The 23710-nt window shown below is 63.3% G+C and carries 23 protein-coding genes; 21 read left to right on the forward strand and 2 right to left on the reverse strand.

Features of this window, described 5'->3' with window-relative positions:
* The first annotated feature begins 52 nt into the window (after positions 1–52).
* The 8 genes from bchI (at position 53) to QUH67_RS09805 (ending at position 8607) form a co-directional block, all read left to right on the forward strand.
* Positions 53–1075: a magnesium chelatase ATPase subunit I gene (bchI, locus tag QUH67_RS09770; RefSeq protein ID WP_300946462.1), complete on the forward strand. Its 1023-nt coding sequence runs from the start codon at positions 53–55 to the stop codon at positions 1073–1075.
* Entirely contained in the window at positions 1072–2826 is a 1755-nt protein-coding gene (locus QUH67_RS09775) for a magnesium chelatase subunit D (RefSeq protein WP_300946463.1), read from the forward strand. Before bchI ends, QUH67_RS09775 begins: the two co-directional genes overlap by 4 nt.
* Before the next feature lie 162 nt (positions 2827–2988).
* Entirely contained in the window at positions 2989–3948 is a 960-nt protein-coding gene (locus QUH67_RS09780) for an alpha/beta fold hydrolase (protein WP_300946464.1), read from the forward strand.
* 9 nt (positions 3949–3957) lie between these two features.
* A complete protein-coding gene (gene bchO / locus QUH67_RS09785) occupies positions 3958–4848 on the forward strand; it encodes an alpha/beta fold hydrolase BchO (protein WP_300946465.1) in 891 nt (296 codons plus the stop codon).
* 61 nt (positions 4849–4909) lie between these two features.
* Positions 4910–6463 carry a phytoene desaturase gene (locus QUH67_RS09790; protein WP_300946466.1) on the forward strand — a complete coding sequence of 518 codons (1554 nt, stop codon included), beginning with the start codon at positions 4910–4912 and terminating at the stop codon, positions 6461–6463.
* Positions 6460–7518: a phytoene/squalene synthase family protein gene (locus QUH67_RS09795; protein WP_300946467.1), complete on the forward strand. Its 1059-nt coding sequence runs from the start codon at positions 6460–6462 to the stop codon at positions 7516–7518. The genes QUH67_RS09790 and QUH67_RS09795 overlap by 4 nt, the downstream gene beginning before the upstream one ends.
* Positions 7519–7530: 12 nt before the next feature.
* On the forward strand, positions 7531–8433 hold the full coding sequence (hemF, locus tag QUH67_RS09800) for an oxygen-dependent coproporphyrinogen oxidase (protein ID WP_300946468.1): 903 nt from the start codon (positions 7531–7533) through the stop codon (positions 8431–8433).
* A 27-nt stretch (positions 8434–8460) separates the two neighbouring features.
* Positions 8461–8607 carry a hypothetical protein gene (locus tag QUH67_RS09805; protein WP_300946469.1) on the forward strand — a complete coding sequence of 49 codons (147 nt, stop codon included), beginning with the start codon at positions 8461–8463 and terminating at the stop codon, positions 8605–8607.
* Between the two features lie 108 nt (positions 8608–8715).
* Here QUH67_RS09805 and QUH67_RS09810 read toward each other — a convergent pair whose 3' ends face one another.
* On the reverse strand, positions 8716–9621 hold the full coding sequence (locus QUH67_RS09810) for a carotenoid 1,2-hydratase (protein WP_300947992.1): 906 nt from the start codon (positions 9619–9621) through the stop codon (positions 8716–8718).
* Entirely contained in the window at positions 9576–11114 is a 1539-nt protein-coding gene (gene crtD, locus QUH67_RS09815) for a 1-hydroxycarotenoid 3,4-desaturase CrtD (RefSeq protein ID WP_300946470.1), read from the reverse strand. The genes QUH67_RS09810 and crtD overlap by 46 nt, the downstream gene beginning before the upstream one ends.
* 106 nt (positions 11115–11220) lie before the next feature.
* Here crtD and QUH67_RS09820 point away from each other — a divergent pair, with 106 nt between their 5' ends.
* The 13 genes from QUH67_RS09820 (at position 11221) to chlG (ending at position 23710) form a co-directional block, all read left to right on the forward strand.
* Positions 11221–12087 carry a polyprenyl synthetase family protein gene (locus QUH67_RS09820; protein WP_300946471.1) on the forward strand — a complete coding sequence of 289 codons (867 nt, stop codon included), beginning with the start codon at positions 11221–11223 and terminating at the stop codon, positions 12085–12087.
* Between the two features lie 116 nt (positions 12088–12203).
* Positions 12204–13322 carry a methyltransferase gene (locus QUH67_RS09825; protein WP_300947993.1) on the forward strand — a complete coding sequence of 373 codons (1119 nt, stop codon included), beginning with the start codon at positions 12204–12206 and terminating at the stop codon, positions 13320–13322.
* An 81-nt stretch (positions 13323–13403) separates the two neighbouring features.
* Positions 13404–14345, forward strand: coding sequence for a chlorophyll synthesis pathway protein BchC (gene bchC, locus QUH67_RS09830; RefSeq protein WP_300946472.1), 942 nt, complete (start codon positions 13404–13406; stop codon positions 14343–14345).
* On the forward strand, positions 14342–15337 hold the full coding sequence (locus QUH67_RS09835; protein ID WP_300946473.1) for a chlorophyllide a reductase iron protein subunit X: 996 nt from the start codon (positions 14342–14344) through the stop codon (positions 15335–15337). Before bchC ends, QUH67_RS09835 begins: the two co-directional genes overlap by 4 nt.
* Before the next feature lie 25 nt (positions 15338–15362).
* Positions 15363–16982, forward strand: coding sequence for a chlorophyllide a reductase subunit Y (gene bchY, locus QUH67_RS09840; protein ID WP_300946474.1), 1620 nt, complete (start codon positions 15363–15365; stop codon positions 16980–16982).
* Positions 16982–18433 carry a chlorophyllide a reductase subunit Z gene (gene bchZ, locus QUH67_RS09845; RefSeq protein WP_300946475.1) on the forward strand — a complete coding sequence of 484 codons (1452 nt, stop codon included), beginning with the start codon at positions 16982–16984 and terminating at the stop codon, positions 18431–18433. The genes bchY and bchZ overlap by 1 nt, the downstream gene beginning before the upstream one ends.
* Before the next feature lie 2 nt (positions 18434–18435).
* Positions 18436–18747 (forward strand): hypothetical protein, encoded by a 312-nt coding sequence (locus QUH67_RS09850; RefSeq protein ID WP_300946476.1) that lies wholly within the window; start codon positions 18436–18438, stop codon positions 18745–18747.
* Between the two features lie 118 nt (positions 18748–18865).
* Positions 18866–19081: a light-harvesting antenna LH1, beta subunit gene (gene pufB / locus QUH67_RS09855; protein WP_300946477.1), complete on the forward strand. Its 216-nt coding sequence runs from the start codon at positions 18866–18868 to the stop codon at positions 19079–19081.
* A gap of 11 nt (positions 19082–19092) precedes the next feature.
* On the forward strand, positions 19093–19284 hold the full coding sequence (pufA, locus tag QUH67_RS09860; RefSeq protein ID WP_300946478.1) for a light-harvesting antenna LH1, alpha subunit: 192 nt from the start codon (positions 19093–19095) through the stop codon (positions 19282–19284).
* A gap of 119 nt (positions 19285–19403) precedes the next feature.
* Positions 19404–20240: a photosynthetic reaction center subunit L gene (gene pufL / locus QUH67_RS09865; protein ID WP_300946479.1), complete on the forward strand. Its 837-nt coding sequence runs from the start codon at positions 19404–19406 to the stop codon at positions 20238–20240.
* A 28-nt stretch (positions 20241–20268) separates the two neighbouring features.
* Complete coding sequence (gene pufM, locus QUH67_RS09870; protein ID WP_300946480.1) at positions 20269–21192, forward strand: photosynthetic reaction center subunit M; 924 nt, start codon at positions 20269–20271, stop codon at positions 21190–21192.
* Between the two features lie 198 nt (positions 21193–21390).
* Complete coding sequence (gene ppsR / locus QUH67_RS09875; protein ID WP_300946481.1) at positions 21391–22824, forward strand: transcriptional regulator PpsR; 1434 nt, start codon at positions 21391–21393, stop codon at positions 22822–22824.
* Positions 22817–23710 carry a chlorophyll synthase ChlG gene (chlG, locus tag QUH67_RS09880; RefSeq protein WP_300946482.1) on the forward strand — a complete coding sequence of 298 codons (894 nt, stop codon included), beginning with the start codon at positions 22817–22819 and terminating at the stop codon, positions 23708–23710. The genes ppsR and chlG overlap by 8 nt, the downstream gene beginning before the upstream one ends.

The raw sequence follows: 23710 nt of genomic DNA on the forward strand, positions 1-23710 counted from the left end.
CAGGAGCACCATGGTCAGCGCGCGCACCAGGCACGGGCCATGAAGGGGTAGCATGGCAACCGCCTTTCCATTTTCAGCCATCGTCGGCCAGGATGAGATGAAACTTGCCCTGCTGGTTGCCGCGGTCGATCCCAAGGTCGGCGGCGTGCTGGCCTTTGGAGATCGCGGTTCGGGAAAATCCACGGCGGTGCGCGCGCTGGCGGCATTGCTGCCCAAGATGAAGATCGTAACCGGCTGCCGCTACAATTGCGATCCAGATCTACCGACGGATTTTTGCGAAGAATGCCGGGCCCGTGCTGCCAAGGGCGCGCTGAAATCGACGCAAGTGCCGGTGCCGGTTGTCGACCTGCCGCTTGGCGCGACCGAGGACCGCGTTGTCGGCGCGCTCGATCTGGAACGGGCGCTGGCGCATGGGGAGAAGGCATTCGAGCCGGGATTGCTGGCCCGCGCGCACCGCGGGTTCCTGTACATCGATGAAGCCAACCTGCTGGAAGATCATCTGGTCGATCTTCTGCTCGATGTGGCTGCGTCCGGCGAAAACATCGTCGAGCGCGAAGGCCTGAGTATCCGGCATCCGGCGCGTTTCGTGCTGGTCGGCACCGGCAATCCCGAGGAAGGGGAATTGCGCCCGCAACTGCTGGACCGCTTCGGCATGTCGGTCGAGGTGAAGACGCCGAACGACCTTCCCAGCCGCATCGAGGTGGTACGTCGCCGCGACGAATTCGAAAGCGATACCGCCGCGTTCACCGCGAGGTGGGCCAAGGAAGAGACGAAGCTGCGCAAGCGGATCACGTCGGCGCGCGAGCGCCTGCCGCTGGTCGCCGTACCAGACGCATCGCTGGAGCGTGCAGCCAGGCTTTGCATGGCCCTCGGTACTGACGGTCTGCGCGGGGAATTGACGCTGATGCGTGCCGCGCGCGCGCTGGCGGCACTCGAAGGCAAACAGGCCGTCGGCGACGAGCATTTGCGTCGCGTCGCGCCGGCGGCCTTGCGTCACCGCCTACGGCGCAATCCGCTCGATGATGCCGGTTCCAGCGTGCGGGTCGACCGCGCCATCGCGGAAGTCTTGGGATGACCGCCGCGCCCGCCTGGTCCGATGCGGTGACCGCGGCGCAATTGTTCGCGATCGATCCGGTCGGCATCGGCGGCGTTCTGGTGCGATCGCGCGCCGGTCCGGTTCGAGACCGCTGGATGACGATCTTGCGCGCGGCATTGCCGACCGCCCGGCTGCTGAAACATCTACCGCTGCATATTGCCGATGGACGCCTGCTCGGCGGCCTGGACCTCCATGCGACGTTGCTGGCGGGGCGTCCCGTTGCCGAACGCGGGCTGCTCGCGGAGGCGGATGGCGGCGTCCTCATGGTAGCCATGGCGGAACGGCTGCCGTCCGCCGCGGCGGTGCATATCACCGCAGCGATGGATGCACGGGAGACGATCGTGGAACGCGACGGGCTTTCGTTGCGGATGCCCGCTCGATTCGGCGTGATTGCGCTGGACGAGGGGCTCGACGACGAATTTGCGCCGGGATCGCTCGGCGACCGCCTCGGATTTCATATCGACCTGAACGACATTCCGATCCGGGAGGCCGATGATTTCGCAATCGATCGCGGGGACATCCTGGCGGCTGTCGATCGGCTGTCGCTGTTGAAGACCAGCGCAGAACAGGTCGAGGCGATGTGCAACGCGGCTGCCGCGCTCGGAATCGCCTCGCTCCGCGCGCCGATGCTGGCGCTACGCGCGGCCTGCGCGAGTGCTGCGCTCTCTGCGCATGATGCCGTGGATCAGGAGGATATTGCGCGTGCGGCGCGGCTGGTGCTGGCGCCGCGCGCGCTGGTGTTTCCGCAGGAACAGGCGCCAGATCCGGAGCAACCGCCCGAGCAGCGACCGTCGGAGTCCGCCGATGACGACAAGGCTGATACGGACAATCCCGATATTGACCGGGCTCTCGATGAAGTCATCCTTGCCGCGGTCCAGGCCGCGCTTCCGCCCGATGTGCTTGCAGCGTTGGGTGGGTCTTCGATGCAACCGCGCGGTCGCTCGCAAGGCAAAGCCGGCGCGCTGCAGAAATCCAGCAAACGCGGCCGCCCCGCCGGTGTGTCGCGCGGCGAGTTGCGGGGCGGCGCCAAGCTCAATGTCATCGAGACCTTGCGCGCTGCGACGCCATGGCAGCCGTTACGGCGACGCGAGGCTGCCGCATCTGGCGAGCGATCCTGGCCCCGCATTCTGATCCGAAAGGATGACTTCCGCATTTCTCGGTTCAGGCAGCGTACCGAGACCACCACGATTTTCGTGGTCGACGCGTCCGGTTCCGCGGCGTTGCACCGGCTGGCGGAGGCCAAGGGTGCGGTCGAGCTATTGCTGGCGGATTGCTACATCCGGCGCGACCAGGTGGCGCTGATCGCGTTTCGCGGCAGCGCCGCCGAATTGCTGTTGCCGCCGACCCGTTCGCTGGCGCGCGCCAAGCGTAGTCTCGCGGGGTTGCCCGGCGGCGGCGGTACACCGCTTGCGGCGGGGTTGGATGCGGCATTCGCGCTGTCGGACTCCATCCGGCGCAAAGGACAGACGCCGACAGTCATCGTCTTGACCGATGGGCGCGCCAACATCGCCCGCGACGGCGGGCAGGGACGGCCAAAAGCGGAGGAAGACGCGATCAGCGCCGCCCGGCAACTGCGTGCAGCCGGTATTGCCGCCGTGCTGGTCGATACGTCGCCCCGGCCGGGTATTTCCGGAGAAACCTTCGCCCGCGAAATGGGCGCGCGCTATCTGCCGCTGCCGCATGCCGACGCCACCACATTGTCCAAAGCAGTTCTGGCAAGCGTAGGCTAACGCTATCCCGGATGCGCTCGCACGCGTTTCACCATCTGCTCGACATGCGCGATCGTGATCGCCGCGTCGAAGTTGAACAAGTATGGTTGTCAGTCCTGACACACTGCTGATAGGGTCTTGGCGACGGCGAGATGCGGCCTGGTCCAAACAAGGAGATGTGCGATGAGCGCAGCCGCCCCCGCGATCAGTCCGGCAGTCCTGCGCGGCGCGGATGATTTACCTGCGCCGGTGTCCGGCCAGCGCCATGAAATTGGCAGCGCTGTTGGCCGGCTCACCTATTATTCGGCGGGTCCGGATATCCCGGGCAAGTTTCCGCCGCTGCTCCTGATTCACAGCATCAATGCCGCCGGCTCCGCTTACGAAATCAAGCCGCTCTACGAGCATTATCGTCGCAGCCGGACTGTCTATGCGCTGGAACTTCCGGGATTCGGACACTCGCAGCGGGGCGCGCGCGAATACTCGGTACGAATGATGACCGATGCAGTCTTGATTGCGGTCAGGGAAATCCAGGAAGTTCACGGCCGCGGCCCGATCGACGCCTTGGCCGTGTCGCTGTCGTGCGAGTTTCTCGCCCGGGCGGTGACCGAGACGCCACTCGCCTTCCGAAGCGCGGCACTCGTCAGTCCCACCGGCTTCCGAAGCCGCGACAAGGATAGCAGATGGAGGAACGGCACACGGGGGATGCCGTGGCTGCATGGGTTCTTTGAGTTCCCATTGTGGAGCGAAGGCCTGTTCCGGCTGCTCACCAGCCGCACCATCATTCGCTATTTCCTGAATAAGACCTGGGGGTCGCGCAATATCGACGAAGGCCTGCTGGAATATGACTACCTGACCACGCACCAGCCAGGCGCCCAACACGCGCCGTATTACTTCGTGTCCGGATTTCTGTTCAGCGAGGACATCACCCGAATCTATCACTCGCTGACACTGCCGGTGTGGATGAGCCACGGCGTTCGCGGCGATTTTGTCGACTATTCCAACAAGGTCCAGGTCGAAGGCCGCGCCAACTGGACCATCCGGGTATTCCAAACCGGCGCGATGCCGCATTTCGAAGCCGAGGCCGAGTTCATCACGGCCTATGATGCTTTCCTTGCCGGCGTGCCGTCGGCGTCGCCGGCATAAAGCGTCACTGTGTCCGGCCTCGTCTGGAGCAAGGATGGTGCGGACTGGCCCAACCGGGATTTCAGCAGCTTTGTCGAAGCCGCCGGAATCCGTTGGCATGTGCAAAGAATGGGTGAGGGGCCACCGCTGCTGTTGATTCATGGCACCGGCGCCGCGACCCATTCCTGGCGCGGGTTGCTGCCGCTGCTGGCGGAACATTTCTCGGTTGTTGCGCCGGATCTTCCCGGACACGGCTTTACGCAATCGCCGCCGGCGGACCGGTTGTCGCTCCCGGGCATGGCGACGGACCTCGGCGGGTTGCTCCGCAAGCTGGAAGTGAGGCCGGAGGTTGCGGTCGGTCATTCCGCGGGGGCCGCGATCCTGGCGCGCATGTGTCTCGCCGGCCGCATGTCGCCGCGCTTGCTGGTCGCCTTGAACGGAGCCTTCATGCCGTTCGGCGGCGTCGCCACCCATTTTTTCTCGCCGCTGGCGAAGTTGCTCGTGGTGAATCCGCTGGTGCCGCGCGTGTTCGCCTGGCAGGCATCCCATGCCGGGGCAGTCGAGCGGTTGATTGCCAATACCGGTTCGACGATCGATCAAGAGGGGGTTGCGCTCTATCGCAAGCTCGTTCGCAATCCCACGCATGTCGCCGCCGCACTGCGGATGATGGCGAACTGGAAACTCGAGCCGCTATTGCACGATCTGCCGCGTCTCGCGCCGGCGCTGGTGCTGGTGACTGCGGTGAACGACCGATCGATATCGCCTGTCGTCGCGCAGCAGGTTCGCGAGATTCTTCCCAACGCAGTGATCGAGCGATTGCCCGGCCTCGGCCATCTCGCGCACGAGGAGCAGCCGCAACTGATCGCAGATCTCGTCGAGAGATACGCGCGCGCGACTGCTGCCGAACAGGTGCGGCAATAATGTAAATGAGAGTGTACAATTATAGGCTAGGAAACTGTCAAGAAATAATTACAGTGGGCCTATGCTGGATTCAACATACGCCCGACCGCCGCGCCAAGTTCCTCTGCATCGCCCGCCGCATGCGGTGGTGATCGGCAGCGGCTTCGGCGGTTTGGCCGCGGCTATCAGGCTTGGTGCGAAAGGCTACCGGGTCACCGTCCTGGAAAAGCTCGATGCGCCCGGCGGCCGCGCCTACGTCTACCGGCAGGACGGCTTCACCTTCGATGCAGGGCCGACCATCGTCACCGCACCGTTTCTGTTCGAGGAATTGTGGAAGCTGTGCGGACGAAAAATGTCCGACGACGTGACGCTGGTGCCGGTGTCGCCATTTTATCGAATCCGCTTTCAGGACGCGTCGCATTTCGACTATTCCGGCGACCGGGATGCGATGCGTCGCGAAATCGCGCGGTTCTCCCCCGGCGATGTCGAAGGCTACGACGCCTACATGAAGGCCAGCGAGGAGATCTTCAAGGTCGGCTTCGAGCGGCTCGGCGACGTGCCGTTCAGCCAATGGACCGATATGGTCAAAATCGCGCCTGAGATGATCCGGCTATCGAGCTATCGGAGCGTCTTCAGCCTGGTGTCGAAATTCTTTCGCGATACCCGGCTGCGGATCGTGTTCAGCTTCCATCCACTCCTGATCGGCGGCAATCCCTTCACGGCGAGTTCGATCTATTGCTTGATCGCATTTCTGGAGCGGCGCTGGGGCGTGCACTTCGCGCTTGGCGGAACCGGGCGGCTGGTCGAAGGTCTGGTCAAGCTGATCGAGGGGCAGGGTGGCAGGCTCCGTTGCAATCGGGAGGTCTGCGAGATCATGGTGCAGAACGGCACCGCGCGGGGCGTGCGCCTCGCTTCTGGCGAAATCATCGACGCCGATCTCGTGGTGTCCAACGCGGACTCCGCATGGACCTACCGGCATCTGCTGCCGTCGTCCGCACGTTCGCGCTGGACCGACCGGCGTATCGAGCGCGCAAGCTATTCGATGAGTCTGTTCGTCTGGTACTTCGGCACGCGCCGCAAGTACAACGACGTGCCGCACCACACCATTCTGCTCGGCCCGCGCTACAAGCGACTGTTGACCGACATTTTCGAGCGCAAGGTCCTCGCCGATGATTTCAGCCTGTATCTGCATCGGCCGACGGCAACGGATACCTCGCTCGCTCCCGAGGGCAGCGACGCGTTCTATGTGCTGTCGCCGGTTCCGCATCTGCAGAGCGGCACGGACTGGAGTGAAGCGGCCGAGCGGTACCGTAGCGCGATTGCACACGAACTTTCCAGCACCATGCTGCCCGACCTGGAAAACCAGATCGTCAGTTCGCGCATGTTGACGCCGCAGGACTTTCAGGACCGATTGTGCTCGTTCCGCGGCGCCGCCTTCGGGCTGGAGCCAATCCTGACGCAGAGCGCTTGGTTTCGTCCGCACAACAAAAGCGAAGATATCGCAAACCTGTATCTGGTAGGCGCCGGCACCCATCCCGGCGCGGGCCTGCCCGGCGTGCTCTCTTCCGCGCGCGTTCTCGATTCCCTTGTCCCCGACGCCCAGATTTTACAGCGCCTAGACCCGGTGACCGCATGACCAATTCGCTCGATTCCGCCGACATGGCCGCGTGCCACGCATTGCTCAAGGGTGGTTCGCGGACGTTTCATGCGGCCTCGAAGGTGTTGCCCCGAAGGGTCAGCGATCCCGCCATTGCGCTCTATGCGTTTTGTCGGCTGGCGGATGATGCGGTCGATCTCGGCGACGAACGCATGACCGCCGTCGAGCGACTGAAGGAACGGCTCGATCGCGCCTATGGCGGCCAGCCGATGGATTTTGCCGGCGATCGCGCATTCGCCGACGTCGTTGCGCGATTTTCGATCCCGCGTGAAATACCGGAAGCGCTGCTCGAGGGATTGGCGTGGGACGCCGAGGGGCGCCGTTACGAGACGCTGCCGGAGCTATTCGCCTATGCCGCACGCGTCGCTGGCACGGTCGGGGCCATGATGACACTGGTGATGGGTCAGCGTACGCCTGAAATTGTCGCACGGGCCTGCGACCTGGGTGTCGCCATGCAGTTGACTAATATCGCCCGCGACGTCGGGGAGGATGCGCGCGCCGGCCGGCTCTATCTGCCGCTGGCGTGGTTGCGGGACGCCGGCATCGATCCCGAAGCCTGGCTGGCCAGGCCTGAGTTTACCGGCGAAATCTCGGCTATCGTTCAGCGATTGCTCGATACCGCCGATGCCCTTTATGGCCGCGCCACGCTTGGCATCAGGAACCTGCCGCGGACCTGTCGGCCCGGCATCTATGCCGCGCGGGCGCTCTACGCGGAGATTGGCCGGGAGCTCGAGCGCGGTGGGCTCGATTCGGTTTCACGGCGCGCCGTGGTCTCGACCGATCGCAAGCTCAAGGTGCTGTTGCGGACGCTTTTGTTGTTCAGGACCGAATGGGCACCGGCAAGGAAGCTTGCGCCAATGGCTCAACTTGATGAGACGCGCTTCCTGATCGAGGCCGTGGCGATGACGCCGCTGCGCCATCACACGCCGGAGGTCAAATCGAAGCCGATCGAGGACCGGGTGGTCTGGGTCATCGATCTGTTCGCCCGACTGGAGCAGCGGGACCGGTTGCAGCGTGCGGCGTCCGTCCGATAGGTGACGATGGCGATGTCCGACTCGGTCACGATCGGCGATGACACCAATGCCCTCGCGGAAAGTCACCGCGCGCGGGCGAAGCTCTGGTTCGAGTCCCTGCGTGACCGGATCTGTGCCGAGGTCGAGGCGCTGGAGCGCGAGGCGCCGGCCGAACTGTTTCCTGGGGCACCGGCTGCGTTCGTTTACAAGCCGTGGACGCGCGCCACCGGCAGCGGTGGCGGGACCGGCGGCTTCCTCAGTGGAGGCAGGCTGTTTGAGAAGATCGGCATTCACACCTCCTCGGCCAACGGGAAGCTGACGCCGGAGATGGCCAAAACGTTGCCCGGCGACGGCGTGCAACTTGATTACGTCTCCACCAGCATCAGCCTGATCATGCATCCACGCAGTCCGCGGGTGCCGACGGTCCACATGAACACGCGGTTCCTCTCGACTGCGCAGGGCTGGTTTGGCGGTGGCGCCGATCTCACGCCGATGCTGCCGGAGCAGCGTACCGAGAATGCGCCGGACACCATGACGTTTCACGACGCCATGAAGCGCGCCTGCGATGCCCATGACCCCACCTATTACGGCAAGTTCAAACCGTGGGCAGATACCTACTTCTTCCTTCCGCATCGCGGCCAGGCGCGCGGCGTCGGCGGAATCTTTTACGATCATCTCAATACGGGCGATTTCGAGAAGGACTTTGCTTTCACGCGCGACGTCGGCCTCGCATTGCTGGACGTATATCCGCGGATCGTGCGGAAGCGGATGATGGAGCCGTGGACGGAGGCCGAACGGGCGCAGCAACTCGCCTGCCGCGGGCTCTATGTCGAGTTCAATCTGCTTTACGACCGCGGAACGATGTTCGGGCTTCAGACCGGAGGCAACATCGAAACCATCCTGAGTTCGATGCCGCCGGTGGTCACTTGGACATAGAATTCCAGGTGCGGGAGAGGGCACGCCATGGACGACTATCTCGGATTTATCGAGTTTTTCGTCGTGGCAATGTTCGTCATGGCCTGGGGTGTGCTTGAACTGGTCGGAAAGCGGCTCGACAAGAAGAAGGAAGCCGAGCGGGCAAAGCAGGAAAATGCCACCCCGCCATCCTAGAGCGTTTTCAAGCGAAGTGGAAACCGGTTCGCGGGAAGAAAACGCGTCAGGACACGAATCTGGAGCCCGTGCCGATTCAATCGAAAAGGGGCTCCAGAGCGCGCCTTGCTATCGCAGCGCCCGTGGCATCCGGAACGGCAGCATCGCCTGCACAATCGGCATCGTGAAGCGATCGAGCGACAGGCTTTCGTGCATCAACATCACGGGTTCATCCAGCAGCCTGGCGGAAATGACCGACCGCGCATAGAACGGCGCGTCTTCCAGCGTTCTTAGAACGCTCGGGGCATCCTCGCTGCGGACCTCGCGCCCGACCCGCCAGCCCGTGCGGTTGAGCGTCTGAAGGACCGGCGGTTCAAACGTCTGCATGCGGCCTTGCGGATCGAAGGTCATCGCGAGATCGATACGTCGGCCGTCTCGCTGTCGCGCCTCGTACAGGATAGCCGCACCATCACGCGTCGCGCCGCGAGACCACTGCCAGTCGGAAAACCCGCTTTCGAGCGGCGCATCACCCCGGTTCATATCGAGATAGCCGTCGCCCTGCCAGCGCAGATGCGGTTGCTCGAGTTCGACGTGCACCCGTGCGCAGGGCGCAATCGGCCACCAGCAATGATGGCCGCTCTCGTTCAGCGTAAATTCCTGCTGTGTGATGGCGGTGGGAACGACGCGTATGGTGCCACGCAAGCGCCGCGGGATCGGAACCGCAATCTCGTCGATGCGAATGACCAAAGAGTTGCCGTCCCATGAAAGACTGCTCGGACCCAGGGTGAACTTGTTGGAAGCGCGCGAGACGGCGTCACGCGGCCGCTCGGTCATCGCCCATCGATTGCCGCTCTTGGAGTACACCGCAACATTGATGGCGCAATGGTTCAGCGGATCAGCCGGGCAGTTGCGCCGCGCAAAGGCGTAATAGGGTGAGAACACGCTGCCGATGAACGCGATGATGGTGATGCCATTTTGTCCGTCGTCGCTCAGCGCATCGACATACCACCACGCATAGCCGTTCGGCGGAACGATTTTGGAGAAGTCAGGTCCGCGAGCAGGCTGGCTGCAGCCGACCGGCCCGCCAACGCCGCCATCGGCACTCCCGGACCGGGATGCGTGCTGCCTCCCGCCAGATAGAGTCCCGGGATCTTTGTCCGGACTCCCGGCCGCTGGAAGGAGGCGGTCCATCCGTGCGAGTTGCGGCCGTACAGGGCGCCGCCCGTCGCCGGGAACATCCGGTTGAAATCCGCGGGCGTCGTCACCTGCATCGCGTTCGCCGGCTGCCGGATCTGAAGGCCGCATCGCCCCAGCAAGCCAAATGTCCGCTGCGCGCATTGTTCTACCTCCGCTGCATTGTAAGTATGCCGGTCGCCATTGGCAGGTGCGTTGACGAGGATCAGCAGTCTTTCCGCACCGGTCGCGATGGTGTCCTCGTCGTCGCGATCCTGCGCGCAGACATAGACCGTAGGTTCATTTGGCGGGACGCCACGCGCAAAAATGTCGTCGAACTCGGCGGCATAATCGCCCGAGAAGAAGACGTTATGCCGGCGCAGCGGGAAGCCGCCCGTCTCGGCGAGCAGGCTCCAAGTCATGGCGGACAGCGAGCGGGCAGGGGATGGGACTGCCACGGCTGCATGGCGGACCGGCACGCCGAACAGCCCGGTGGCAACGGCGCCGACATCCGCATTCAGGATGACGGCATCCGCCGCAATGCGTTCGCCGCTAGCAAGCCTCACACCATTGACGCGTCCGCAGGAGATAAGAACTTCGTTGACCTCCTGGCCCAGGCGAATCGTTGCGCCCAACGACGTTGCGCCATCCGCCAGTGCTTTCGCCAGCGCGTGCATGCCACCATCGATGCTCCAGACGCCTTCGCGCTCGACATGCGCCACCAGCATCAAGGTCGCGGGCGCCAGATAGGGGGATGACCCGCAATAGGTGGCGTAGCGCCCGAACAGTTGCTGCAGTCGTGGATCGGCAAAGTACCGCCCGAGCGCCGACCACATCGAGGAGAACGGCTTGATGTGCGGCAGTCGCAGCAATCCGCGAAAGCCGTCGGCGCCGATCAGTCCGCCCATGCTTGGCTGTGCGGCGCGCAGGAACGGCTTTTCGAGAATGTCATAGATGCGTTTGGTGTCCCGGCAGAATGCGCGATAGCCATCCGCTTCGACGGCCCCTGCAAAATCCCCGATCGCGTCGATGGTTCGTTCTTCACTGGCAAACAAATCCAGCCGGGTGTGCTCGTCCCAGGCGTGCCTGGCCAGAACGTCCAGCGGGCGGAGGCAAACTTGATCGGCGAAGTTCTTGCCGGCTGCGGCGAACAGCTCTTCGAACACCCAGCGCATCGTGAACACGGTCGGGCCGCTGTCGATCAGTGAAGGGCCAATCGCGACTTGCCGCATCTTGCCGCCGAACGACGTGCTGCGTTCGACAACCGTGACGTCGAGCCCGCGCGCTGCGAGTGCGAACGCGGAAACCAGACCCGCCACGCCCGCACCGACGATAACGACACGATCTTTGGGCATGCTCACGCCGGGTCCGCGTTGCTGATTGACAAGTGTCCATATTTATTTACAGTTGGAGTGACAAGTCAAATTGACTATTCCTTTGTGTCCAGCACAGGAGCCTGCGATGAGCGTCAGCAACAGGATCGAACAGGCCCTCAACGACGCAATCGGCCGGGCGGAGGTTCCGGGTTGTCCCCCGCGGCTCGCGGCGGCGATGCGGTATGCAGTATTTCCCGGCGGCGCGCGGGTCCGGCCCCGGCTTTGTCACAGTGTTGCGGCGGCTTGCGGCGAAGATCATCCGGCCGCGACGGAAGCCGCGGGGGCTGCGCTCGAGCTGCTGCATTGCGCCTCGCTCGTACATGATGATCTGCCGTGCTTCGACGCTGCCGAGACGCGTCGCGGTCGTCCATCGGTTCACAAGGCCTTTGGCGAACCGCTGGCGGTCCTCACGGGCGATGCGCTGATCGTTCTCGCGTTCCAGACGCTGGCGCGTGTTAACTGCGCACCGGAGCGGCTGGCGCCCCTGACCTTGACGATCGCCCAATCGGTCGGCGTGCCCTCGGGTATCGTCGCGGGCCAGGCTTGGGAGTGCGAATCGCAGATCGATCTCGTGCGCTATCACCGCTCCAAGACCGGCGCACTGTTCGCGGCCGCGACCGTGGCCGGCGCCGCATCTGCCGGCGCCGACGCCGAGCCGTGGCGGATGGTTGGTGAGAAGCTTGGCGAAGCCTATCAGGTCGCTGACGACATTCGCGATGCTGCCTCCGATGAAGTGGAGATCGGCAAGCCGGTCGGCCGCGATCTCGTGCTGGGGCGTCCGAGCGCGGTGATCGAGCTCGGCCTCGATGGCGCGCTCTACAGGTTGCATGACCTGGTGCGTGGCGCCATCGATGCGATGCCGCCGTGCCCCAATGGCGCCGAACTCCGCTCGCTGATGCTCTCTGAGGCCAAGCGTCTGGTGCCGGCCAAGCTTGCGCAGTTTGCTGCGTAGTCGGCATGGCGACGATCGCGCATCGCGGGGTCGCCGATGAAGGGACAGATGCCCGACGCGGGGAGGAGGCCGAGCGGCCGGCGGCGCCCGAAGCACAAGCTGCCCCGCGGTTGTCCCTGCAGGACAGGCTGCTTGGTCTGCGTGACAGGATTCTTGCCAATCAGGGTTTCCAGCGGTTTGCAGGCACTTTCGCGCTGACGCGGCCGATCGCACGGCGGCGCGCCAGCGCCCTCTTCGATCTTTGCGCCGGCTTCGTGTATTCGCAAATCCTGCTCGCCTGTGTCCGCTTGAAACTGTTTGATCACCTGTCGGGCGGGCCGCTAAGCGCTGCGGAATTGTCGTCACGGCTGCCGCTGCCTTCAGATGCGACCGTGCTGCTGCTTGACGCCGCAGTGTCGCTGCAACTGCTGCAGCGCCGCAGTGATGCCCGCTATGGCCTAGGTTCACTTGGCGCGGCCTTGCTCGGCAATCCAGGCGTCATCGCGATGATAGAACATCATGCGATGCTGTATGGCGACCTGAAAGATCCCGTCGCGCTGCTTCGTGGCGATGTCGGGGCGGGTCAGCTTGCGGCTTACTGGCCTTATGCCGGCAACCGGAAGGCCGCCAATCTTTCGCATCAAGCAGTCGCGCCTTACACCGCGCTGATGGCGGCGTCGCAGCCGATGATTTCGCAGCAGGTGCTGTCGGCCTATTCGTTTCGCGGACACCGCTGCCTGCTCGATATCGGTGGCGGCGATGGCTCCTTCATTGCCGAGGTCGCGGCGCAAACGCCAAAACTGCGCTGCGTGCTGTTCGATTTGCCGGCGGTTGCCGATCAGGCGAGCGAGCGGTTTCGTTCCGTTGGACTGTCCTCGCGCGCGGTTGCGATCGGCGGCAGTTTCCTGACCGATCGACTGCCCGAGGGGGCCGACATCGTGTCCCTGGTTCGGGTAATCCACGACCACGACGATGCAGATGTCATGACTTTGCTTCGGGCGATCCGCCGCACCTTGCCGGTCGACGGAACATTGCTGATTGCCGAGCCGCTGTCGGGCGTCCGCGGCGCCGAGCCGATCGGCGACGCCTATTTCGCTTTCTATTTGCTGGCGATGGGCAGCGGCCGGCCCCGAACCTTTGCGCGATTGCAGGAAATGCTCGCCGAGTCCGGCTTTGCCGATATCGCGTTGCGGCCGGCGGCGATGCCGATGCTGGCCAATGTCATCACGGCCAGAGCGCGTCAAGAAATCTGTTAATCCAACTTGACAGATCAGTCTGTCAGGATAGCATGACAGTCGAGAAGTAATTTCAGCTTCCCGTCGAAGATCGGAGTGGCGATGGATACCATCGCGGTGGTCCTGAGGCAGCCGGAGCAGATCGAGCTTGACCGGCTTGCTTTGACTCCCCCGACCCCCGACGACGTGGTCGTCGATGTCGATTGGAGCGGCGTCAGCACCGGGACTGAAAGGTTGCTGTGGTCGGGACGGATGCCTCCGTTTCCGGGAATGGGATACCCGCTGGTGCCCGGCTACGAGTCGGTGGGCCACGTGATCGAAGCCGGATCCGCCACCGATCTGCGCTCCGGCCAGCAGGTTTTCGTCCCCGGTGCGAAATGTTTTGGCGAGGTCCGTGGACTATTCGGCGCCTCGGCCTCGCGCCTCGTGGTACCGGCAAAGCGTGTGGTGCCGCTCGATGAGAGTCTCGGCGAGCGCGGAATTCTGTTGGCGCTGGCGGCGACGGCCTACCACGCCATCGCGGCGCGCGGCGCGTCGGCGCCGGACTGCATTGTCGGTCACGGCGTGCTGGGTCGGCTGCTGGCGCGCATCTCGATCGCGATGCGAAACGATCCACCGACCGTATGGGAGAAGAATCCGGCGCGTGCCGGTGGCGCCATCAATTACGGCGTCATCGATCCCGAGCATGACGTACGGCGCGACTACAAGAGCATCTACGACGTCAGCGGCGATGCCGGCCTTCTCGACTCGCTGATCGGCAGAATAGCGCCGGGCGGCGAGATCGTACTGGCGGGCTTCTACAGCGAGAGACTGTCCTTTTCGTTCCCGCCCGCGTTCATGCGAGAGGCACGGATTCGCGTTGCCGCCGAATGGCAACCGTCCGACCTCGTTGCGATCAAGGCATTGATAGGGTCCGGACGACTTTCGTTCGAAGGGCTGATTACACACCACCACGACGCCCGGGATGCCTCGAACGCCTATCGCATCGCGTTCGAAGACTCGGCGTGTCTGAAAATGGTCCTGAACTGGAGTTCGCTCTCATGAATGTCGTGCCTCAAATCAGCATGAAGGACGCTCTGCGTGCAGAGGCGGCGATTGAACCGGATGTACCGGTGACGACGCCAGTCACCAAAGAAACCCAGATCATCGCGATCTATGGCAAGGGCGGCATCGGCAAAAGTTTTACGCTCGCCAACCTGTCTTACATGATGGCGCAGCAGGGCAAGAAGGTGTTGTTGATCGGTTGCGATCCCAAGAGCGACACCACGTCGCTGCTGTTTGGCGGGCGCGCCTGCCCGACCATCATCGAAACCTCGTCCAGGAAGAAACTCGCCGGCGAGGAAGTGAAGATCGGTGACGTCTGCTTCAAGCGCGACGGCGTGTTCGCCATGGAGCTTGGCGGCCCTGAAGTCGGCCGCGGCTGCGGTGGCCGTGGCATCATTCACGGCTTCGAGCTCTTGGAAAAACTTGGCTTCCACGAATGGGGGTTCGACTACGTCCTGCTGGATTTCCTGGGTGATGTGGTCTGCGGCGGTTTCGGCCTGCCGATTGCGCGCGACATGTGCCAGAAGGTCATCGTCGTCGGTTCGAACGATCTGCAGTCGCTTTACGTGGCCAACAATGTCTGCTCGGCGGTGGAATATTTCCGCAAGCTCGGCGGCAATGTCGGCGTTGCTGGCATGGTCATCAACAAGGACGACGGCACCGGCGAGGCGGCGGCGTTCGCGCAGGCTGTCGGCATTCCCGTTCTCGCGGCAATCCCGGCCGACGACGACATCCGCAAGAAGAGCGCCAACTACGAGATCATCGGCCTGCCGGGCGGGCAGTGGAGTTCGCTGTTCGAGGAGCTCGCGAAGAATGTCGGCCTCGCGCCGCCGGTCCGACCGGCGCCGCTGACGCAGGATGGCCTGCTCGGCCTGTTCAAGGGTGAAGTGGTCGGTCGTGGCGTCGTGCTGGATCCCGCAACCATGGAAGACATGTGCGGCAAATCCGTCATCAGCAAGCCGTCCCTCGAAGTCGTCTACGACGCAGCGTGAGAGCAGTCATGATGCGGAGCGCGACATGAACGTCATCCTGCCCCGATATGCCGGCGCGATAGCTGAGTCTGTCGTGGGCGATCCTGTCGAGGTCAACGTCGCCGCGGACGCCACCGCGACGGATGATGTTGTCGCTTCTCCCGCGATCAACGTCGCGGCGACGAAGGCCGACGGGCTGGGCTGTCATGCCGGTGCTGCTGAACTGAAGACAGCCGCCAGCGCAGCGGGAAAGAGCGAGATTCTCGATCGCTACGCGGCGGATTATCCCAAAGGACCGCACGACCAGCCGCAAAGCATGTGTCCGGCGTTCGGTTCGCTGCGGGTTGGCCTGCGCATGCGCCGCACCGCGACGATCCTCTCGGGCTCGGCCTGCTGCGTGTATGGCCTGACGTTCACTTCGCATTTCTACGGCGCACGGCGCACCGTGGGTTACGTCCCCTTCAACTCGGAAACGCTGGTCACCGGTAAGCTGTTCGAGGACATCCGCGAAGCCGTCTTCAAGCTGGCGGACCCTGCGCTCTATGACACCATCATCATCACCAATCTCTGTGTGCCGACGGCTTCCGGCGTGCCGCTCGATCTGTTGCCCAATGAGATCAACGGCGTGCGGATCATTGGGATCGATGTGCCGGGCTTCGGTGTGCCGACCCATGCCGAAGCCAAGGACGTGCTTGCGGCAGCGATGCTCGAATATGCCCGCAAGGAAGTCGAGCAGGGTCCGGTGCAGGCGCCCCGCGGCGGCAAGAGCGATCGGCCAACGGTTGCACTCGTAGGCGAGATGTTCCCCGCCGATCCCGTCGGCATCGGCATGATGCTGGAGCCGCTGGGCCTGGCCGCCGGGCCCGTGGTGCCGACGCGCGAGTGGCGTGAGTTGTATGCGGCGCTGGATTGTTCGGTGGTCGCCGCGATCCATCCTTTCTACACCGCGAGCTTCCGCCAGTTCGATCTGGCCGGTCGCAAGATCATAGGCTCCGCGCCGGTCGGCCATGACGGCACGGAGGCATGGCTCGAAGCGATTGGTACCGCCTGCAACATCGCCCGCGACAAGATCGACGCCGCCAAGAACCGTTTCCTGCCGATGATCAAGGCGGCCCTGGCGGCGAAGCCGGTCAATGCCCGTATCACGGTCTCCGGCTATGAAGGCTCCGAGCTGCTGGTGGCGCGGCTGCTGATCGAGAGCGGCGCTCACGTGCCGTATGTCGGCACGGCGTGCCCGAGAACGCAATGGTCGGCCCCGGATCGGGAATGGCTGGAAGCCAGGGGCACGCGCGTCCAGTACCGCGCATCGCTGGAGATGGATCTGGCCGCGGTCGGCGAGTTCAAGCCGGATCTTGCGATCGGCACCACGCCCGTCGTGCAGAAAGCCAAGCAGCTCGCGATTCCGGCGCTCTATTTCACCAATCTGATTTCGGCGCGGCCGCTGTTCGGCGTCGCCGGCGCCGGATCGCTAGCGCAGGTCGTCAACGCCGCGCTCGCCAATCAACACCGCTTCGACGAGATGAAAGAGTTTTTCGGCGACGTTGGCGAAGGCCACGCCGCGGGTGTCTGGGAAGACACGCCAAGGGAAAACGTCGCCTTCCGGGAGAAATACAGAAAGCAGATCGAAGCCCAGGCCAGGAAACGCAAAGCCGAGGAGATGATCTGATGCTGGTCCTCGACCATGATCGCGCGGGTGGCTATTGGGGCGCGGTCTATGCCTTCACCGCCGTCAAGGGCATGCAGGTCATCATCGACGGCCCGGTCGGCTGCGAGAATCTGCCGGTCACCTCGGTGCTGCATTATACCGACGCGTTGCCGCCGCATGAATTGCCGATCGTGGTCACCGGTCTCGGCGAGGAAGAACTCGGCCAGACCGGAACCGAAGGCGCCATGAAGCGCGCGCACCGCGTGCTCGACCCGTATCTGCCCGCGGTCGTGGTCACCGGATCGATCGCCGAGATGATCGGCGGCGGCGTCACGCCGGAGGGCACCAATATCAAGCGCTTCCTGCCGCGCACCATCGACGAGGACCAGTGGCAGAGCGCCGATCGCGCCATCGTCTGGCTGTGGAAGGAATACGGCGTCAAGAAGATCCCGGAGCGAAAGCCGCGCGCCGAGGGCGTCAAGCCGCGGGTCAATATCATCGGGCCGATCTACGGCACGTTCAACATGCCGTCCGACCTTGCCGAGATTCGACGGCTGATCGAGGGGATCGGTGCCGAAATCAACATGGTGTTTCCGCTGGGCAGCCACCTTGCGGATATCCCAAAGCTCATCAATGCCGACGTCAACGTCTGCATGTACCGGGAATTCGGCCGGATGCTGTGCGAGGCGCTGGAGCGGCCGTACCTGCAGGCGCCGATCGGCCTGCATTCGACCACCAAATTCCTGCGCAAGCTCGGCGAACTGCTGGGTCTCGACCCCGAGCCGTTCATCGAGCGCGAAAAGCACACCACGATCAAGCCGCTGTGGGACCTCTGGCGCTCGGTCACCCAGGATTTCTTCGGCACGGCGAGCTTCGCCATCGTTGCCAACGAGACATATGCGCGTGGCGTCAGAAATTTCCTCGAAACCGAGATGGGGCTGCCCTGCACGTTCGCCTTTGCGCGCAAGGCGGGCGTCAAGCCTGACAATGATGCGGTGCGATCTGCGGTGCGCGAGAAGCCGCCACTCATCCTTTTCGGCAGCTACAACGAGCGCATGTATCTCGCCGAAAGCGGCGGGCGGGCGATCTATGTGCCGGCATCATTCCCCGGCGCGGTGATCCGCCGCCATACCGGCACGCCCTTCATGGGGTATTCCGGCGCGACCTATCTCGTTCAGGAAGTCTGCAACGCGCTGTTCGATGCGCTGTTCAACATTCTTCCGCTGGCAGCCGATCTCGATCGGGTCGATCCAACTCCGGCGCGGCTGCACGAGGAGATTCTCTGGAGCGACGAGGCAAAGGCGCTGCTCGACGAGGTGCTCGAGGCGCATCCCGTTCTGGTGCGCATCTCCGCAGCCAAGCGCCTGCGCGATGCCGCAGAGAGCGGTGCGCGTCGGGCAGGCGAAGACCGGGTTACCACGGAAATAGTGGCGAAAGCGCGCGCCGCATTGATGGATGGACAACCCGCATGAGAATGATCGAGGCCAATCTCTTTCCAGCGATCCCCTATTTGCACGTGCAGCAGCACGATCGGGAGGTGACGTCGATGTCCGATTATGTCCACACGGGCCGTCGCTCGAGAATGTTAGCCGAGCACCGGACCATCGAGTACCGGTTGATTTTCGGCGCCTGCTTCCTGTTTTCGCTTGGCGGGGCGATCTTCAAGCGGCTGACGCCGCGGCGCAAGGGCACAGCCTCCGGCGAAGCCCGCGTTGGAAATTCGATTCTCAAGGAAGCCAGCAGCGCCGCCAGCGTTTGGGTGGCTTCGTCGTTCATGGGTTTGTAGTCCGGTTTCGTCCGGCGATGCCGGACGGAAAGCTGCCGTATCTCAGACGATCCGGCATTCGCTGTCGCCCACGCTCGGGCGGCGAACGGCCGCAAGGCCATTACTAGGAGGATACCAAATGAAGGACGGTTCCATATCGGGGCTATCCGAAGCTGAAGCCAAGGAATTCCACACGATATTCATGACGAGTTTCTTTCTCTTCACGGCTGTCGCGGTGGTTGCCCACATCCTCGCCTGGATGTGGCGTCCCTGGTTGCCGGGCCCCGGCGGCTACAAGACGGCGATGGATAGCATCCAGCACTTCGCCAGCGTCTCCCTCTCGTACCTGACATAAGGAGAGGCAACATGTGGCGAATTTGGCTTCTGTTCGATCCGCGGCGTGCACTGGTCGCGCTCTTCACGTTCCTGTTCGGACTGGCGATCGTGATCCACTTCATCCTGCTGTCGACCGACCGGTTCAACTGGTTGGAAGGGCCCCGCAAGGCCAAGGCGGCAGAGATCACTCTGCCGTACACACCACCAAGCATGCCGTCCTGATGGCATGAAGAAATGCGTACCGGAACGGACGAGGCAGGAACGAACAGCCAGTCTCGTCCGCTTCCGGTAGCGACCCGAGATGATGGCTAGGCTGGTTTTCGCACGCGGAGGAACGAACGATGGCAATGCTCAGCTTTGAAAGAAAATACCGCGTTCGCGGCGGAACGCTGATCGGCGGCGACCTGTTCGATTTCTGGGTCGGCCCGTTCTACGTCGGGTTCTTCGGCGTGACGACCCTATTCTTCTCATTCGTCGGCATCGCGATGATCCTCTGGAGCGCCGCGCTCGGCCCGACCTGGAACCTCTGGCAGATCAGCATCAATCCGCCGGATGTAAAATACGGATTATCATTCGCTCCGCTGCAGGAAGGCGGCATCTGGCAGATCGTCACTATCTGCGCGACCGGCGCCTTTGTCTCGTGGGCGCTTCGCGAGGTCGAGATCTGCCGGAAACTCGGGATTGGCTATCACGTGCCGTTCGCTTTCGGCTTTGCCATCTTAGCCTATGTCACGTTGGTCGTGGTCCGGCCGGTGCTGATGGGATCGTGGAGCTACGGGTTTCCTTACGGCATCATCACTCATCTCGATTGGGTGTCGAACACCGGCTACCAGTACGGCAACTTTCATTACAATCCCGCGCACATGATCGCCATCACGTTCTTCTTCACGACGTGCCTGGCGCTGGCCCTGCACGGCGGCCTCATCCTGTCATCGACCAATCCCGACAAGGGAGAAGCGGTTAAGACGCCCGAGCATGAGAATACCATTTTCCGCGACCTGATCGGCTACTCCGTCGGCACTCTCGGAATTCACCGCGTCGGTCTGTTCATCGCGCTATCCGCCGTGTTCTTCAGCGCGGTCTGCATGGTGATCAGCGGGCCGCTATGGGCGGAAGGCGAGGCTTGGTCGGAATGGTGGAACTGGTGGCGCAATCTTCCGATCTGGTCCTCCAATTAACTCCGGTTATCAGAAAGAGTCGTGAGCCATGGCCCAATATCAAAACTTCTTCACGCAGGTGCAGGTGCGCAGCACCATCTATCCCGGGATTCCGATTCAACCGGGCATATGGGTTCGAACCAGCGAGGGCCAGTTCAACTACTGGCTCGGAAAGATCGGCGATGCCCAGGTCGGCCCGTTCTATCTCGGCTTCCTCGGATTGGCGTCGATCGCATGCGGCATCGTCGCGATCGAGATCATCGGCCTCAATATGCTGGCGTCGGTGAACTGGAATCCGATCGAGTTCGTCCGGCAATTGCCCTGGCTGTCGCTCGATCCGCCAAAGCCTGAATATGGCATCAGTTTCCCGCCGCTGCAGGAGGGCGGCTGGTGGCTGATGGCCGGGTTCTTCCTGACCACCTCGATCCTGCTGTGGTGGGCGCGGACATACCGCAGGGCCCGGGCGCTTGGCATGGGGACGCATGTGGCGTGGGCGTTCGCCTCGGCGATCTGGCTCTATCTGGTCCTGGGCTTCATCCGCCCGCTGTTGATGGGGCAATTCAGCGAAGCCGTTCCGTTCGGAATTTTTCCACATCTCGACTGGACCAACAACTTCTCCATCACCCACGGAAACCTGTTCTACAATCCGTTCCACATGCTCTCGATCGCATTCCTCTACGGCTCGGCGCTGCTATTCGCGATGCACGGCGCCACGATCCTGGCCGTCAGCCGCTATGGCGGCGAGCGCGAGATCGAGCAGATCGTCGATCGCGGCACGGCACTGGAACGGGCCGCGTTGTTCTGGCGCTGGACCATGGGGTTCAACGCAACGGCAGAATCGATTCATCGCTGGGCCTGGTGGTTTGCTGTCCTATGCCCGCTAACCGGCGGCATCGGCATCCTTTTGTCCGGTACGGTCGTCGACAACTGGTTTGACTGGGGCGTCAAGCACGGTCTGGCGATGCCGCGATAGCACGACAAGCCAACGTTCAGACGCGCGCCGGCTCGGCGCGCGCAAGCTTCCATCGTCTTGCCGGCTCAGCAAACCTATTTGTGTCCGGGTAAAGCGGCGGACTGCCATGTCAAACTCGGTGCGTCCGCTAACAAGCATAGCCGGGTTGGAGGAACGCTGAGGTGAAGGATCACTGGTTGGTGGAGGATATTTGCCCTGGTGCAAGTGTTCAAATCTCCGAAGGAGTCGCTGGGGGACCTCGGCGCATTGTCGGTCGCAAACCTGATTGCGGCTGCGACCGACGTGGCTGTCGTCGTCGACAGCCACGGAGTCATTCGCGATGTCGCCTTCAACAGGGACGAGCTGTCGCTCGAACTGGACGCGCAGGGCAGGTGGATGGGCTCAAAGCTCTCGGAGACAGTGACTTTGGAGACGCGTGGGAAGGTCGGAGAGCTGCTGCACGAGGCGGCCATACGGAAAGCGTCGAGCTGGCGCCAGGTCAATCATCCGTCGGCCGGTGGGGACGACATCCCCGTGCTTTATTCAGCCATCAACATCGGACGAAAGGACCGCTTCGTCGTGGTGGGGCGCGACCTTCGCCCGCTGGCGGCAATGCAGCAGCGGCTGATCAACGCGCAGCAATCGATGGAACGCGACTATGCCAAGTTGCGGCATGCCGAAACCCGCTATCGGCTGCTGTTCCAGGTCTCGTCGGAAGCGGTCATGGTCGTTGACGCCGCCAGCAGCAGGATCGTCGATGCCAACCCGGCCACGCTTGTGCTGTTCGACGAGAGCGCCCCGGAGCTGCTGAAATCGGAGCTTTCCGGCCATTTCGACCCAACGGGCGCAGAGCAGGTTCGAACCCTTCTCGGGGATGTCCGCGCCACGGGTCGCGACGGCAGCACCCGTGTTCATCTCGCGAAGGGGAACCGGGAATGCATCGTCACCGCATCGCTGTTTAGGCAGGAACACGCGTCGCTGTTTCTGGTTCGCTTATCTTCGGGTGCGACGCCGCCGGAAGACGGCGCTCTCAGGGCGACATCGATGCTGCTGCAATATTTCGATGCTGCACCGGATGGGTTGGTCATCACGGAGTTCGACGGCCGTATTGTCAGGGCGAACCCGGCCTTTGTTGAAATGGCGCAGCTCGGCAACACGGAGCAGGCACGCGGTGAGCTGCTTGATCGCTGGCTCGGCCGAGCCGGGGTCGATTTCGGCGTCGCATTCGCCAATCTGCGCCAAAACCGTTCGATCAAGTTGTTTTCGACCGCGCTGCGTGGCGAGTATGGGGCGACCGCGGATGTCGAAGTCTCTGCGGTTTTACTCGCCGACAGCTCCCAAAAGCAAGGGTTCGGCTTCGCCATCAGAAATGTAGAGAAGCGATTGTCGGCGTCATCGTCTTCGGTGCGAGAGCTGCCGCGCTCGGTCGCGCAACTCACCGAATTGATCGGCCGGGTTCCGCTGCGCGATCTGGTGCGCGAGGCCACCGACGTGATTGAGAAACTGTCGATCGAGGCCGCGCTGGAACTGACCGGCGACAATCGCGCGTCGGCAGCAGAAATGCTCGGCCTCAGCCGGCAGAGCCTTTACGTCAAACTGCGTCGGTTCGGGCTCGCCGAGCATGCCGCGGATGGGGAGAGCGATGATGAATAGCGCCGTCGCCGAGCGTCCGTCGCCGTTGGTTGTTCTGGAGCTGTTGAAGCCGATCACCTGGTTTCCGCCGATGTGGGCGTTGGGGTGCGGCGTCGTTTCGTCCGGCGTTTCGCCCGGACAGCGCTGGCCGTTGATCGCGGCTGCTGTCTTGCTTGCGGGGCCGATGGTGTGCGGTACCAGCCAGGCCGTGAACGACTGGTATGATCGGCATGTCGATGCCATCAACGAGCCAAATCGCCCGATTCCGTCGGGGCGCATTCCGGGACGCTGGGGACTCTATATCGCAATCGTCTGGACGGCCCTGTCGTTGCTGTTGGCGACGACCCTCGGCACCTGGGGATTTGTCGCGGCCATCGTCGGCCTGGTGCTGGCATGGGCCTACAGCGCGCCGCCGATCCGGCTGAAGCAGAACGGTTGGTGGGGCAACGCCGCTTGCGGGCTCTGTTATGAAGGCTTGCCCTGGTTCACCGGCGCCGCCGTGATGGGCGCTTCGATGCCGGACTGGCGCATCGTCGTGATCGCGCTGCTCTACAGCATCGGCGCCCACGGCATCATGACGCTGAATGATTTCAAGTCGGTCGAAGGCGACCGGCGGATGGGGATCGATTCGCTCCCGGTGCTGCTTGGTGTCGGCCGTGCCGCACGGTTTGCCTGCCTGGTGATGGCGGTGCCGCAGGTTGCTGTCGTCGGGCTGCTCCTGGCATGGCAGCTGCCGCTCTACGCGGCGGCCGTCGGCGCCTTGCTGATCGGACAATTGTTCCTGATGGCCCATTTCCTGAAAAGCCCTCGCGAGCGGGCGCCCTGGTACAACGGGACCGGAATCAGTTGTTACGTGACCGGCATGCTCATCAGCGCGTTTGCGCTGGCAGCGATCCAGGCGGGGTAG

It is taken from the genome of Bradyrhizobium roseum (assembly GCF_030413175.1).
GTDB classification, from domain to species: domain Bacteria; phylum Pseudomonadota; class Alphaproteobacteria; order Rhizobiales; family Xanthobacteraceae; genus Bradyrhizobium; species Bradyrhizobium roseum.